This is a genomic window from Carbonatibacter coralli (genome assembly GCF_039592655.1).
Lineage (GTDB): Bacteria > Pseudomonadota > Alphaproteobacteria > Kiloniellales > Kiloniellaceae > Carbonatibacter > Carbonatibacter coralli.
Map to the genome: position 1 here is coordinate 1036727 of NZ_JBBUTJ010000001.1, position 14708 is coordinate 1051434.

A 14708-nucleotide genomic window follows, 5' to 3' on the forward strand; every position below is an offset into this window, starting at 1 on the left:
GGAAGCAGAGGAAAAACAATGAACAACTCGTATCTCGTTGCTGTAGACAACAGTGACGGCAGCAAAAGAGCATTGCAACATGCTGTTGAGCGTGCCAAAGCCTCAAGTGCAAAACTGATTCTGACACACGTGATTGACTGGTCCCCCTACAGTTTCCACACGCCGGATGAACTGGCGGAACGGACAAAACGCAGGGAAGAGGAAATCATCCGTGCCAGAGACATCGTGCTTGTCCCCCTGGCAGAGGAAGTCAGACAGGCCGGCCTGGAAGTCGAGATTGAAATCCAGCACGGTCGCGGAGCAGAAACTCTCGCTCAACTGGCAGAACAGCACAATGTTGCACAGATCATTGCCGGGCGTAGCGGAGAAACCAATCTCAAGACGCTCATGTTTGGCAGTACATCATCAAAGCTTGTACAGATCAGCTCTGTTCCGGTTCTGATCGTTCCATAATCGAATAATAAATCAAAAGATATCCTGACAGGGAGATTCTCCGTGAAAACGATCGCTTCTATGCTGGCTATGCTTGGAGCATGGCTTTCAAGCTCGTCTGCACATGCAGCCGGGATTGATGAAACAATCAACGAACTGACAGCCCCCATCGCCTCCTTTATCGGACAGGTTGTCTTCTTCAAGATCCCGCTTTTCGGCGCACAACTGCCCCTGGTCGTTCTCTGGCTGGTCGTCGGTGCCGTTTTCTTCACCCTCTATATGGGCTTTGTGAACCTGCGTGGCTTCAAGCACGCCATCGAACTGGTTCGCGGTGACTATGCAAACCCCAAGGATTCCGGTGAAGTATCCCATTTCCAGGCCCTCGCAACTGCGGTTTCCGGTACAGTCGGCATCGGTAACATCGGCGGTGTTGCTGTTGCGGTTACCGTTGGCGGCGCAGGTGCAACCTTCTGGATGATTCTGGCCGGGTTCCTGGGCATGTCGACCAAGTTTGTCGAGTGTGCCCTCGGGGTCAAATACCGTCAGGAAAATCCTGATGGCTCGGTCTCCGGTGGCCCGATGTACTACATGCGCAACGGTCTTGCAGCACAGGGCCGCGAAGGCCTCGGCAAGTTCATGGGGACTTTCTATGCCGTCGGCATCTTCATCGGCGCACTGGGTATCGGGAACATGTTCCAGTCCAATCAGGCCTACGTTCAGCTCAACACTGTTGCAGGTGGCGCACTGGATGGTCTGGGATGGCTCGTGGGTCTGGCCCTTGCCGGCCTGGTCTTTCTGGTGATCGTCGGCGGCATCAAGTCCATCGCTTCTGTCACAGAGAAAATCGTCCCCTTCATGGCGGTGCTCTACTGCACCTTTGCCATTATCGTGATTCTGCTCAATGCCTCCTACATCCCTGAAGCCATCAGCAACATCTTTGTTGGTGCCTTCTCTGCAGAGGGTGTCACTGGGGGTGCTCTCGGGGCCCTGATCATCGGTTTTCAGCGCGCTGTTTTCTCCAACGAGGCCGGGATCGGTTCCGCCTCCATTGCCCACTCGGCCGTGAAAACCAACGAGCCGGTCACCGAGGGCTATGTTTCCCTGCTGGAACCGTTCATCGACACGATTGTCATCTGTACCATCACAGCACTTGTGATCGGCACATCACAGGTTGCCGATCCGAACTTCGCAGGGGGCGCAACAGGTGTTGCCATGACATCCGCAGCCTTTGAACGCCAGTTCAGCTGGTTCCCGCTTCCCCTGGCGATTGCGGCCCTGCTTTTTGCCTTCTCGACCATGATTTCATGGTCCTACTATGGCCTGAAGGGCTGGACCTATCTTTTCGGGGAAGGCTCCCAGACACTTTACAAGGTTATCTTCTGTGCCTTTGTTGCCCTGGGCTGCATGGTACAGCTGGGACCAATCCTCGACATTTCGGACGCCCTTGTCTTCCTGATCTGTGTACCGAACATTCTGGCACTCTATTTCCTGGCACCAGTGGTCAAGCGCGAGATGAACGACTATCTCGCCCGCATCAAGTCAGGAGAGATCCGGAAACACAACCAGTCCGGCTCCGACAGCATGGCGGAAGAAACCTGATCGGCATTTTCTGCAAAACACACTGAATGAAAAAAGCCCCGGGGAAACACTCTCCGGGGCTTTTTTGATGGGTATGGGGCGCAGCTTTCCTGAATCAGCCTAACCGATCGGGAAACTGCCAAAACGAACACGAATACGGCGGTTCTGTTTGCCCTTTTTCTCGATCTTGCCCACATGAATGGCCCCGATACTGCCGGTTGAAGCAACATGGGTGCCGCCGCAAGGCTGACGATCAACGGCGCCGTCCTCTCCGATCTCCACCAGACGCACCCGTCCCTGCCCGCGAGGCGGACTGACAGACATGGTCCTGACCAGATCGGGATTGGCATCCAGCTCACGTTCCTCAACCCAGCGGGAGGAAACAGGATAATCCCCTTCAACCAGAGCCATCAGACTGTCTGACAGCTCTTTTTTGTCAGGGTTCTCAGGCATGTCGAAATCAAGCCGGCTTTCCTCTTCCCCGATGGAGCCACCTGTCACCGGATGGGGAATCAGCGAACACAGCAGATGCAGTGCCGTGTGCATGCGCATCAGTTTTTCACGCCGCTCCCACTCAAGCGAAAGAACAAGGGTTTCGCCCACCTCAAAGGCTGTTTGAGCCTCCGCAACGTCGTGAACAACCGTTTCCTTTTGCGCAGAATCAAAGCGTGTGTCCTGCACCGCCACCACCTCTCCGGATGCACGTCGGATCGATCCCCGGTCTCCGGGCTGCCCGCCACTGGCAGCGTAAAAGATGGTCTGATCCAGAATCAGACCACCCTCCGGTGTCACTGAGAGAACCCTGGCCTCTGTCTCCTGACAGAAGGCATCTTCAAGAAACAGCTTGTCTGTCATGACTTTTCCCTGTTGAGCCTTTGTTGCTTTTTGTTGTTCATCCTGCCCTTGAGCAGGGACAGGACACAAAGAAGAACAGATCACTCCGGAAAGCTCAACTGCTACATGACAAACAACCTCAAAAAGCCGGCTCCAGTGTCAGCTTCGGTGTCCCTCACAGCTCTCCCGCTCCATAAAGGCACGCAGCCCCCTTGTCTCGTCTTCCGTGAAAACCTCTTCAGTCAGCACAAGGTTCTCCATGCGATCAAAACGGAAAGTGCGAAAATCCTGTCGCAGTTCACACCAGGCTGAAAACATCCAGCCATCCGTCAGGTCCCAGACAACCAGAGGACACACCCGGCGCTCCGTCGGGTTATCAGCGCTGTCCCGATAGTCAAATCCGACAATTCTTTTCCGGCGAATGGCACTGCGGATCAGGGCAACATGGGCAGAGGCATTGTGCTTGTTCTGAAGACTGAAAAACGGTGCATCTGCAAGCCTGCGTTCTTCCGGTTCCGGCATACCGGCCTGAATCTTCGCACGGGCCTCGCGCGCGGCTGACACCAGAACAGGATCCCCCGTCCTTTCGACAAAGGAAAGACCAATTGCCAGAGCATCAATCTGGTCATGTGTAAAGGCAACATTGGGCAGATCAAACCCCGGTCTCAGCAGATAGCCGATACCGGCCTCCCCCTCTATCGGGAGGCCCGAGGCCTGAAGATGCGCAATGTCGCGATAGATTGTGCTGACGCTGACCTCGAAATGACCGGCGAGCTCACTGGCGCGGCTGACACCCCGGGTTCGCATTTCATTGACCAGTCTGAACAATCTTTCTGCCCGTCTCATCGCCCGTCCACTCAATCCGGTTTCCACATCAAAAGCCTACATCACCGCATCTGCTGTTCACAGTGATATCAGGAGCGAAGGCAACTCCGGATTGACCTTCCGGCACAGGAACCCGGAGTTTCTGCAAAGCCCTTCAAAGGATATTCTAATCCGCTGCAGTGGCTTCGATTTCAAACATCAGCGGTGGCAACGCAAGCCGCGTAACCCCCAGAAGGGTCATCGGCGGCGTCACCCCGAATCTCCCGAAGCGCGATCCCAGAAGATCAAGGTGCTTCATGGCATCATCAACATCCGTGGTGTAAAGGCTCAGGCGGATAACATTTGAAAAGGTCATCTCCGCAGCATTCAGGACAGTTTCAAGATTGTCGAGCGACAGTGCAATCTGATTGCGCATGTCACCTGCATGCTGCGGATTTCCCTCCCCATCCACAGACGTTTGCCCGGAACACACCAGACAGCGAGCGGACCTGTCGATGATTTCAGCCTGGTTGTAGCCGTAATTCAGGGACCACGGCCAGGGGTTTACAGCAGTTCTCTTCATGGTTTTAACATCCTCGTTCATGATTGGAGCCTCCTGTAAAACACAGAGCTCCTCTCAGCGTGGTGAGAAGAGAGTGAGAGGAGACCCGCCTCCGCATGCCTCCAGTCACCGAGCAGACAGCACAACAAAAAAGAGGCTACAGAAACTGCAGCCTCATCGTGTCAGAAACGTCTCTGAACGGTTTGCCGAACAGCAGGGATCAGGTCGCCAGGAACAGGTCTTTGTACTGTTCTCTCAGAACATTCTTCTGGACCTTGCCCATTGTGTTGCGCGGCAACTCCTCCAGAAGGATCAAATCACGCGGATGCTTGAAGCGCGCCAGGGAAAGCCTAACAGCCTCCCTGATTCTTTCCAGATCAGGGGTCTGGCCGTTTTCGGGAATGATAATCCCCAGAACCGTTTCCCCGAAATCGGGATGGGGCACACCGATCACCGCACTTTCCAGAACACCGGGTTGCTCATCCAGAATCAGTTCAATCTCCTTGGGATAGATATTGTAGCCCCCGGAAATGATCAGGTCCTTGTTGCGCCCGACGATATAGAGATATCCCTCCTCATCCATCCGGCCCAGATCCCCTGTGATGAAAAAGCCGTTCTCTCTCAATTCAGCAGCCGTCTTGTCCGGCATCTGCCAGTAGCCTTTGAAAACATTGGGGCCGCGAACTTCAATCTGGCCGACATCTCCCGCGTCCAGCTCTTCACCTCTGTCCGGGTCCGTGATCCTGATCTCCACACCGGGGAGCGGAAAGCCTACAGACCCGGCGCGCCTGTCTCCGTCATAGGGATTGGAGCTGTTCATGTTGGTTTCCGTCATCCCGTAGCGTTCGAGAATTCTGTGCCCGGTGCGTTCTTCAAAGCGGACATGGGTCTCTGCCAGCAGCGGAGCCGAACCGGACACGAACAGCCGCATGTGCGCCGTCAGTTCCCGTGTGAAGCGTTCATCATCCAGCAGACGCGTGTAAAAGGTCGGAACCCCCATCATGGCTGTTGCCTGCGGCAGGCTGGCAATAATCCCGTCCTGATCAAACCCTGTCATGAAAATCATGCTGCCCCCGGCAGCCAGTGCAACATTGGTTGCCACAAAAAGACCGTGCGTGTGGAAAATCGGCAAGGCATGAAGCAGGACGTCCCGATCGGTAAAGCGCCATTCTTCGACAAGGGTTTGGGCATTTGACAGCAGATTGTTCTGGGTCAGCATGGCCCCCTTGGACCGGCCCGTCGTCCCGGATGTATAAAGCAGTGCAGCCAGATCCTCTCCGTCGCGCGAAACCGTCTCAAAGAAAGCCGGCATTTCCTGCGCCAGCGCCATCAGGCTTCCCCCGCCCTCCCCATCCAGGGTTTCCAGCCGTGCCTCCAGTCTTTTTGCAACGGACAACAGAGCGTCTTCACGGGTCGGGGAACAGACAACCAGGCTGGCCCCGCTGTTTTCGATAAAATAGCTCAGCTCCTCAACGGTGTAGGCCGTGTTCAAGGGCAGAAACACCAGACCGGCCTGTACACAGGCCGCATAGAGAGCGAGCGCTTCCGGGGATTTGTCGACCTGCACAGCAACGCGATCCCCGGGCCGGAGACCTATTTGAACCATGACCCGAGCCATCCGCGCAGACAGGGCGAGAAAATCCCGATGTGTCAGAATCCGGCCATCCTGCAAATGCAAAAACGGCGTTGTCCTGTCAGCATGGATCGCAAAAAGGCTGTCATAGAGGGGGTTGGTCACAAGCTTGCCTGCCATTCAAGTGAATTTCCGGGTATTGTATAACCCTGAAACTCAAAAGCAAAAACAGTCTGAGTGATCTGCCATGGGTCCTGAAGATCCGGATCGCTCTTTGCGAGGAGAAGTTTTCAAAACGCGAAAAGCTTCTTTCCCGCTGCTCTCGCCTCCCGAAAAACAGGACACAGCCCTGAAAATGCCAACCCCTTCGCCTAAAAAAGAAGTTCTTGCGGCCGATGTCATGCTCGCCGGTGACGTCCTCCGTGTCGTGCACTCCGGCCTGCCCGAACTGAAAGCACAGAATGCAGAAGAGGCCCTGTTCGAACTCAGAGCAGAACACGAGGCTTTTCGTACATTCCTGAACACAGCACCCAATGGCAATGCAATGATCAATTCCTGCCTGCTTTACCCTCCATCAGGGGACGGTACGGATGGCACCCTGTTTCTGGCCTCACAGTTTGCCTATGCTCCCCTGGCCGGAACAGCCCTGATGGCAGCAGCCACTGTTCTGGCTGATGAGGGAAAGCTGGCAAGGACAGGAGACAAAACAGCATCGGAAAACAGTTGTAACCCGGAAAACAGTTGTAACACTGTGATTCTGGAAACAGCCCGGGGCCTTGAACAGGTTGATCTGGTTCTGGAAAATGGCCTGGTTGCTTCGGCAAGCTGGGCAACACAGCAACCCGAGATGCTTGCTCCCGGCGTCGAGCTGGTTCTACCGGATGGTCAAACTGTGACTCCGGCACTGGTTCATTCGGGCCTTCCCTATCTGGTCATCGCCGAATCAGAACTGGGCCTGTCACCGTCTTCTGAGCAATTCAGCCAGGCCATAACAGAGTTAAGCGCCCAGGCCTGCGCACGCTATCCCGTCACAGAATTCGGAGTGCAGAGTGATTTCGAGCGCTACCTTGTCATGATCATAAGAAACATCACGCCCGAAAGCATTCGGGTTCTGTGGGTTTCAGACAAGGGAGAGGTCGCAAATTCCGCAGGAGGAACAGGAGCTCTTGCCGCACAGCTTGTCTGCGAAAGACGCGGCCTGACAGAAAGGGGAAGGAGTCTCACCGTGGAAGCTCCCGGCGGCGCATTTAACTGTCAAATCTCTGACAGAAAGGCAACGGTAACCTCGAAGGTAGAGATCGTTTCCAGACATCTGTTTTATCATTCCGGATAAACTGGCCGCTCTGGGACACAAGAAGGAAAAATAGTCCAGAAACGACAAAAGCCCTTGCAGAGCAAAGGCTTTTTGGAATGGTGGAGCCGAGGGGAATCGAACCCCTGACCTCTACAATGCCATTGTAGCGCTCTCCCAACTGAGCTACGGCCCCATTCGCTGTGGATCGCTTTGATCCGCGACAGCCGGAAGATAGGCAGTTCATTTTCTTTTGGCAAGCAAAAAATAGTGCGCCACAACAACAACTTTCATCCGGGTCCGATCCCGGTTTGATTCGGGCAGGAGTTCCGGTCAACCCCCTGCCCCTGCACCTATTTCCTGACATAGACTGCCGTGATCGCAGCACTGTCCAGTGTATGGGCTCCAACCATGAAACCCGCCAGGGCCGAACTGACGTTTTCATTGATAGGAAGTGCCTCGACATCCAGTGCATGAACCGTGAACTGATAACGATGCATTTCTCCCTCTGGCGGACAGGCTCCGCCGAAATCGCGGCCTCCATAATCATTCTGAAGCTGAAAGGCACCGGATGGCAGCGTTTCGGCGCGCGTGCCCTTCTCAAGGGCGTGAACATCGGCAGGAATACCGGCCACAAACCAGTGCCACCAGCCGGAACCGGTCGGCGCATCGGGATCATAAACCGTCAGGGCATAGCTTTTTGTTCCCTTTGGCGCTCCGCTCCAGCTGAGAGCGGGGGAGAGATTACCACCCTCACAGCCAAAACCGCTGAATTCCATCTCAAGCGGCATGATCTCGCCTTCGGCAATGTCAGGACTGCTGAGCGTAAAGGGCCCGGCAAGGGCAGAGGAAACTGACAGCAGGAGGGGAAGGGAAACAACAGATTTCAAAAGACTCATGGCAAACTCCTTTTCTGGAGTGCAATCAATGCCATGACGACAGGAGAGCGGATATCAGCGATCAATCAAAAAGAATCAAAAAACGATCATTTTGCTCCAACATCAACGTATTTCCCGCGGCAAAAGATCGAAACGTGTTTTAAATGCTGTCGTCAGGTGGGAGGCACTGGAAAAACCGCAGGCATAGGCAATCCCCGCAACGGTCTCTGCAGTGCTCTGCAAAAGCAGCAATGCACGATCCAGCCGCACATCGGTCACCACGCGCTTCAGGGATGTTCCTTCCTGTCTCAGCCTGCGCCGCAGGGTCGCCTCACTCATTCCAAGCAGCTCGACAAAATCGGCTGTCCTCCAGGGTTTTTCCGGCTCTCGCGCAACATGCCTGTAAATCCGGCGTGTGAGGCTCTCCTGTGCCAGCAGCTCGACATCGAGTCCTGCTTCTTTGAGCCACAACAGCAATTCAGCGGATTGATGAAATCTCAGTTTATCAGGCAGGTGGGAAAAATCCTTATGCCGGGTGCGGTCAAGTGCCTCCAGAAAACCCGAAGAAGCTCTGCAGACGCCAATTTTTTCTCGCCCCTGATGCGTGGCATCACCGGAAGAATCACCCTGATACTGATTCAGGAAACGCCCGACAAAATCATGCGAAAGGCTGCAGGCCAATGCCTGATAGCCCTCCTCCTCACTGACGGTGTTGCGGATCGTGTAGAAATGTCCGGGAGCCACCCAGAAAATATCACCTGTTCGGGCCTGAACCAGCGCCTTTCGGTCCAGTCCGACAGACTTTTCGCCCTTTTGAATCAAAAAGAAGCTGGGGTGCTGAATGTAAATTCTGTTGAAAAGAGTCGAGCGGGATTGCCGGATTACAGAAAAATCAATCACGATAACATCCGGTTACAGTACAGCCCTCAATAGGCCTCTTCATGTTCATGCGCGGATTCCAGAGCCTCACCGAACTCGTCCTCGGAAATCTCCAGCTCCGGTCCGTCATCAATATGATCCAGCTCTTCATCATTCGGAAAATCGTCCAGCTTCTGCTCGCCCTCAGCCGCTTCGGTCTCAGGCGTTTCAACAGGGTCCTCCAGCCTGATTTCCCCGTTTTTGAGCATATCCTGAACAACCAGTTCCTCAAGATGGGCAACCGAAACATCAGCCTCGGTATCACACTTCGGACAGACGACAGGAAATTTCAGAAAATCATAGAACTTGGCACCGCATTGCTCGCAGTGATGCTTGCTTCCCCATTCAGGTTTTGACATGACGCGTTTTCTCCCTCTCCCAAGGCTGAAAATGGTGTCTGTTGCTACGTCAAATCTTTTACATCCAGGTGGCCACAGCTGAATCATTCAGCATTTTACCTTTTCAATGCAATCAGAAAATCATTGCAAAAGATTCCAGCCCCTTCCTTTTCAGATCCGCACTGTCAAAGGACAAATTGAATTTTGCTGACAAAGCAATCGCTTATCTTCAAGGAATACCCGGAAAAGGGCAGAAAAACCCCAAGTTCACTTTCATGTGGACTGTACACTTTTCACATTCACGCTTTTGCTCTAAAACAGGTTCAATTCCCTTTCCCTTTGTTACAAAGGCTCACCAGAATGTCTCACAGCCACGATTCCTCGGCTCCGTCCACACTGCGTTCCACACCATCCGGCCGCCCTCTCAAGGGAGAGGTCAAGGTTCCCGGTGACAAGTCCATCTCTCACCGCTCCCTGATGTTCGGAGCCCTGGCACTGGGAACGACGAAGGTTCACGGAATGCTGGAAGGCGAAGATGTTCTGAGCACAGCCGGTGCCATGCACCAGCTGGGTGCAGACATCACGCGGGACGACGACGGTGTCTGGCATGTGACAGGCCGCGGTCTCGGTGCCCTGCAGGAGCCGGAAGATGTGCTCGACATGGGCAACTCCGGCACTTCGGCACGCCTGCTGATGGGGATCCTTGGCAGCCACCCGATCACTTCTGTCATGACCGGTGATGCCTCCTTGCGCAAGCGCCCGATGGGCCGTGTCGCCAATCCGCTGGCGGAAATGGGTGTCACCGTTCACTGCCGCTCCGGACAGCGCCTGCCGCTGATGGTTCAGGGCACGGACAAGCCCCTGCCCGTTCGCTACAAACTGCCGGTTGCCTCTGCACAGGTGAAATCCTGTATCCTCCTTGCAGGCCTGAACACACCCGGCGAGACAACCGTGATCGAAACGGAACACACCCGCGATCACACCGAAAAGATGCTGACCCACTTCGGCGCCGAAGTGCGCGTAAAAGACACCGACGAGGGCCGGGAAATCACAGTTGTCGGCCAGCCGGAACTCAAGGCTGCCGACGTTATTGTTCCCGCCGACCCCTCCTCGGCGGCCTTCCCGACGGTCGCTGCGCTGATCAACCCGGGTTCCGAACTGCGTCTGCCGGCCATCGGCATGAACCCGCACCGCAACGGCCTCTACATCACGCTGAAGGAAATGGGTGCCGATATCACACTGGAAAACGAGCGTATTGAAGCGGGCGAACCCGTCGCCGACCTCATTGTCCGCGGCTCCAATCTCAAGGGTATCGACGTTCCTGCAGAACGCGCGCCGTCCATGATTGACGAATATCCGATCCTTGCCATTGCTGCAGCCTTCGCCAGCGGCAAGACCGTCATGCAGGGCGTCGGCGAGCTGCGTGTCAAGGAAAGTGACCGCCTTGCCGCTGTGGCAGCAGGCCTGAAAGCCAACGGTGTTGAAATTGAAGAGGGTGACGATTTCCTGATCGTCCACGGCGTCGGCGACAACAACAAACCCGCCGGTGGCGGTGTTGTCGAAACCCACCTGGACCACCGCATTGCCATGAGTTTCCTCGTCATGGGAACCGCGGCTGAAACGCCGGTGACCGTAAAGGATGCCGCCGCCATCAACACCAGCTTCCCCGGCTTTGCAACGCTGATGAACAATCTGGGTACAGAGATCGTCTGAGGAGACAGAAACCATGTCTGTGGTCATTGCAATTGACGGCCCTGCTGCTGCGGGCAAGGGCACACTCGCACGCCGTCTGGCTGACAGCTTCGGGCTGGCCTATCTGGACACGGGAGCCATCTACCGGGCAACCGCTGCGCGCCTGCTCGCAGAAGGTGGCGACCCGAACGACTCCGCAGCGGCTCTGGCTTCTGCCCGGAGTCTTTCCCCGGAAGATCTCGAGCGCACGGATTTGCGCACAGAGGCCGTTTCACAGGCCACATCCATCGTTGCTGCAAACCAGGATGTTCGCGCAGCCCTGCTTGAATTCCAAAGAAGCTTTGCGAATCAAGCACCTGCAGAAAAGGTGGGTGCCGTTCTGGATGGCCGCGACATCGGAACCGTGATCTGCCCCGATGCCGACGTGAAGCTTTTTATCACTGCAAGCGATGAAGTCCGCGCAGAACGGCGCTATAAAGAGTTGCTCGCAAAAGGAGAAGAGGCTATATACGCGCGTGTGCTTGAGGACCTTCAGGCGCGGGACAAACGTGATTCTTCACGGGCAACCGCACCTTTGAAAGCAGCAGAAGATGCCGTCACACTGGACACCAGTGCGCTGGATATCGAAACTGTCTTCGGCCAGGCCGCGCAGATCATTTCGGACCGGACTGGTCTGGAACAGAGGATCTGAGACCTGATCAGGATCTCCTGCCACATCTGAATATAAACCCCGGCCTGTCGGAAATCACCTCACTGAACATCCGGCAGGAAGTCCACCGATCGTATCGTGTCGATCATCGGTTGGCCTGTCTTTACAATATTGGAATTCTTTTCTCATGACTGAGAATTTTGCTGATCTCCTCGCTGAATCCCTCGGACAAACAGACCGCCTGGAAGGCAACGTACTGCGTGGTACAATCGTTGCTCTGGACAGCGATGCTGCAACCATCGACGTTGGTCTGAAATCCGAAGGTCGCGTTCCACTGAAAGAGTTCACTGTTTCCGGTGAAGCTCCTGAACTGAAAGTGGGCGACGAAGTTGAGGTTTACCTCGAGCGCATGGAAAACAAGAACGGCGAAGTCGTTCTGTCCCGTGAAAAAGCGAAGCGCGAAGAAGCCTGGACCCAACTGGAGAAATCCTTCAACGACGGCGAACGCGTTAACGGCGTTATCTTCGGCCGCGTCAAGGGTGGCTTCACTGTTGATCTGTCCGGCGCTGTTGCGTTCCTGCCAGGCTCCCAGGTTGACATCCGTCCGGTTCGTGACGTTGCACCCCTGATGGGCAATGCACAGCCATTCCAGATCCTGAAAATGGACCGTGCACGCGGCAACATCGTTGTATCCCGCCGTGCCGTTCTGGAAGAAACACGCGCTGAACAGCGTTCCGAACTGGTTGCAAACCTCACCGAAGGTCAGGTTCTGCAGGGTGTTGTCAAGAACATCACCGACTACGGTGCGTTCGTTGACCTCGGCGGCGTTGACGGCCTGCTGCACGTCACCGACATCTCCTGGAAGCGTATCAACCACCCAAGCGAAGCCCTGACCATCGGTCAGCAGGTCGACGTTCAGGTGATCCGCTTCAACAACGAAACCCAGCGTATCTCCCTGGGCATGAAGCAGCTCGAAACCGATCCGTGGGAAGGCGTTTCTGCCAAGTACCCAATGAACGGCAAACTGGTTGGTCGCGTTACCAACATCACCGACTACGGTGCGTTTGTTGAGCTGGAGCCAGGCATCGAAGGTCTGGTTCACGTGTCCGAAATGTCCTGGACCAAGAAAAACATCCACCCTGGCAAGATCGTTTCCACCAGCCAGGAAGTTGAAGTTATGGTTCTGGACGTTGATGAGTCCAAGCGCCGTATCTCTCTGGGTCTGAAGCAGTGTTCTTCCAACCCTTGGGATGCATTCCAGGCGAACCACCCTGCCGGTGCCGAGCTGGAAGGCGAAATCAAGAACATCACCGAATTCGGTCTGTTCGTTGGCCTGCCTGGCGACATCGACGGCATGGTTCACCTGTCCGATCTGGATTGGGAGCAATCCGGTGAGGAAGCTGTCAAGTCCTACAACAAGGGCGACAGCGTGAAGGTGAAGGTTCTCGACGTTGACGTTGACAAAGAGCGCATTTCCCTGGGCATCAAGCAACTGAGCGAAGATCCGTTCGCCGGTGCTTCCGAAGGCCTGAAGAAAGGTGACGTTGTGACCTGTACTGTAACAGCGATCAACGAAGGCGGTATCGACGTTCAGATCGGTGACGAAGGCGCTGTTGGCTCCATCCGTCGCAACGAACTGGCGCGTGACCGTGCTGACCAGCGCACTGACCGCTTTGCTGTTGGCGAGAAGATCGATGCCCGCATCACTTCCATCGACAGCCGCACACGTCGCATCTCCCTGTCCATCAAGCAGTTTGAAGCGGCAGAAGAGAAGCAGGCAATGGCTGAATTCGGTTCTGCTGATGCCGGTGCGAGCCTCGGTGACATCCTGGGTGAAGCTCTGCGCAACGCGAAAAACTAATCAACTGATCTTTTTCAGTTTTCGAAGGGCCTGCATTTGCAGGCCCTTTTTCTTTGTGTAAAAAGAATAAAACCTTTTCTTACTGTTTCCCGTCCGAAGATTAGTCCAACACTCATCAGGAAAGATCATGGAAAGTCTGCAGCAATACTGGAATCTCGTGCTTGATGTCTGGAACACGGGAGCCTTTGGCATCGACATTGGCCGCCTCGGTATCGCGCTGCTTGTCTTCATGGTTATCCTGATGATCCGCCGTGCCTTTGCCCGCATCGTTATTCGCAGACTGCATTCCATCACCAAACGCACCAGAACAACACTGGATGACGAAGCCCTCAATGCACTGGATGGCCCCTTGCGCATGGTTCCCATCACGCTGGGTGTCTTTTTCCTGCTGGAGTACCTGAAACTGAGCGGGGATGCAGAAACCTTTGGCGAAAATCTGCTGCGCTCCCTGCTGGCCTATACCCTTTTCTTTGCCCTGTTCAAGCTTGTCTCGCCCATGGCAACCCTGCTGAACAGACTGGAGGAACTGCTGTCCTCCATCATGATCGAGTGGCTGGTCAAGGCCGCAAAACTGCTGATTTTCATGCTGGGAAGCGCTGCCATTCTGGAAATCTGGGGAATCAATGTCGGCGCCATTATCGCCGGTTTCGGTCTGTTCGGTGTCGCCGTCGCACTGGGAGCACAGGACCTTTTCAAAAACCTGATTGCCGGTATCCTGATCATTGCCGAAAAGCGTTACAGCCTCGGAGACTGGATCATGATCGACGGACTTGTCGAGGGAACAGTCGAGGACATCGGCTTTCGCTCGACCCGCATCCGGCGTTTTGACAAGGCCCCCGTCTATGTCCCCAACGCCAAGCTTTCAGACAGTGCTGTCATCAACTTCTCCAAGATGACCAACCGCCGGATCTACTGGATGATCGGGGTCGAATACGGAACAACATCCGCACAGCTGCAGCAGATCGTTCACGAGATTCGCGATTACATCGAAGGCTCCAGCGACTACGAAACCGATCCCGCTGTGACAACCACCCTGATCAACATAGACAGCTTCAACAGCTCATCCATCGATATCATGGTCTATTGCTTCACCAAGACAACCAACTGGGGCCGCTGGATGGAAATCAAGCAGGATCTGGCACTCAAGCTGAAGGAAATCGTCGAGGGCGCAGGAACCGGCTTTGCCTTCCCGACATCCACGCTCCACGTTGCCAGCCTTCCGCCCCAGCAAATCGCCATCGGCAAACAGGTCGGCGCGCCCGAGGTTCCCGACTTTCTGATCAGCGACGGAGACTGAT

Annotated in this window: 14 protein-coding genes and 1 tRNA gene; 7 read left to right on the forward strand and 8 right to left on the reverse strand. The window is 55.1% G+C overall.

The window, feature by feature from the left end; translation table 11 throughout:
• Positions 1-18 precede the first annotated feature (18 nt).
• Entirely contained in the window at positions 19-453 is a 435-nt protein-coding gene (locus AAAH10_RS04800; RefSeq protein WP_343561062.1) for a universal stress protein, read from the forward strand.
• A gap of 42 nt (positions 454-495) precedes the next feature.
• Positions 496-2031: an alanine/glycine:cation symporter family protein gene (locus tag AAAH10_RS04805; protein WP_343561064.1), complete on the forward strand. Its 1536-nt coding sequence runs from the start codon at positions 496-498 to the stop codon at positions 2029-2031.
• Between the two features lie 99 nt (positions 2032-2130).
• On the opposite strand, the gene AAAH10_RS04810 is transcribed toward AAAH10_RS04805, so the two are convergent.
• The 4 genes from AAAH10_RS04810 to AAAH10_RS04825 all read right to left on the reverse strand — a co-directional run bounded on the left by AAAH10_RS04810 (position 2131) and on the right by AAAH10_RS04825 (position 5963).
• Complete coding sequence (locus AAAH10_RS04810) at positions 2131-2865, reverse strand: alanyl-tRNA editing protein (protein WP_343561066.1); 735 nt, start codon at positions 2863-2865, stop codon at positions 2131-2133.
• Between the two features lie 138 nt (positions 2866-3003).
• Positions 3004-3690 (reverse strand): helix-turn-helix transcriptional regulator, encoded by a 687-nt coding sequence (locus tag AAAH10_RS04815; RefSeq protein ID WP_343561068.1) that lies wholly within the window; start codon positions 3688-3690, stop codon positions 3004-3006.
• 145 nt (positions 3691-3835) lie between these two features.
• Positions 3836-4252 (reverse strand): RidA family protein, encoded by a 417-nt coding sequence (locus AAAH10_RS04820; RefSeq protein ID WP_343561069.1) that lies wholly within the window; start codon positions 4250-4252, stop codon positions 3836-3838.
• 178 nt (positions 4253-4430) lie between these two features.
• The gene (locus AAAH10_RS04825; RefSeq protein WP_343561070.1) at positions 4431-5963 is read right to left on the reverse strand and encodes a malonate--CoA ligase; all 1533 of its coding nucleotides are present in this window, start codon (positions 5961-5963) and stop codon (positions 4431-4433) included.
• Positions 5964-6138: 175 nt separating this feature from the next.
• Here AAAH10_RS04825 and AAAH10_RS04830 point away from each other — a divergent pair, with 175 nt between their 5' ends.
• Entirely contained in the window at positions 6139-7116 is a 978-nt protein-coding gene (locus AAAH10_RS04830) for a proline racemase family protein (protein ID WP_343561072.1), read from the forward strand.
• Between the two features lie 78 nt (positions 7117-7194).
• Here AAAH10_RS04830 and AAAH10_RS04835 read toward each other — a convergent pair.
• The 4 genes from AAAH10_RS04835 to AAAH10_RS04850 all read right to left on the reverse strand — a co-directional run bounded on the left by AAAH10_RS04835 (position 7195) and on the right by AAAH10_RS04850 (position 9229).
• Positions 7195-7270: transfer RNA gene (locus AAAH10_RS04835), tRNA-Ala, on the reverse strand.
• Positions 7271-7427: 157 nt separating this feature from the next.
• Positions 7428-7973: a YbhB/YbcL family Raf kinase inhibitor-like protein gene (locus AAAH10_RS04840; RefSeq protein ID WP_343561074.1), complete on the reverse strand. Its 546-nt coding sequence runs from the start codon at positions 7971-7973 to the stop codon at positions 7428-7430.
• 102 nt (positions 7974-8075) lie between these two features.
• A complete protein-coding gene (locus AAAH10_RS04845) occupies positions 8076-8852 on the reverse strand; it encodes a helix-turn-helix transcriptional regulator (RefSeq protein WP_343561076.1) in 777 nt (258 codons plus the stop codon).
• 26 nt (positions 8853-8878) lie between these two features.
• The gene (locus tag AAAH10_RS04850) at positions 8879-9229 is read right to left on the reverse strand and encodes an FYDLN acid domain-containing protein (RefSeq protein WP_343561078.1); all 351 of its coding nucleotides are present in this window, start codon (positions 9227-9229) and stop codon (positions 8879-8881) included.
• 339 nt (positions 9230-9568) lie between these two features.
• On the opposite strand from AAAH10_RS04850, the gene aroA reads away from it, so the two are divergent.
• From aroA to AAAH10_RS04870, 4 genes are all read left to right on the forward strand, one after another.
• Entirely contained in the window at positions 9569-10921 is a 1353-nt protein-coding gene (aroA, locus tag AAAH10_RS04855) for a 3-phosphoshikimate 1-carboxyvinyltransferase (RefSeq protein ID WP_343561080.1), read from the forward strand.
• A gap of 13 nt (positions 10922-10934) precedes the next feature.
• The gene (gene cmk / locus AAAH10_RS04860) at positions 10935-11591 is read left to right on the forward strand and encodes a (d)CMP kinase (protein ID WP_343561082.1); all 657 of its coding nucleotides are present in this window, start codon (positions 10935-10937) and stop codon (positions 11589-11591) included.
• Positions 11592-11736: 145 nt separating this feature from the next.
• A complete protein-coding gene (gene rpsA / locus AAAH10_RS04865; RefSeq protein ID WP_343561084.1) occupies positions 11737-13410 on the forward strand; it encodes a 30S ribosomal protein S1 in 1674 nt (557 codons plus the stop codon).
• A gap of 127 nt (positions 13411-13537) precedes the next feature.
• Positions 13538-14707: a mechanosensitive ion channel family protein gene (locus AAAH10_RS04870; protein ID WP_343561086.1), complete on the forward strand. Its 1170-nt coding sequence runs from the start codon at positions 13538-13540 to the stop codon at positions 14705-14707.
• The last annotated feature ends 1 nt before the right edge of the window (position 14708 follow it).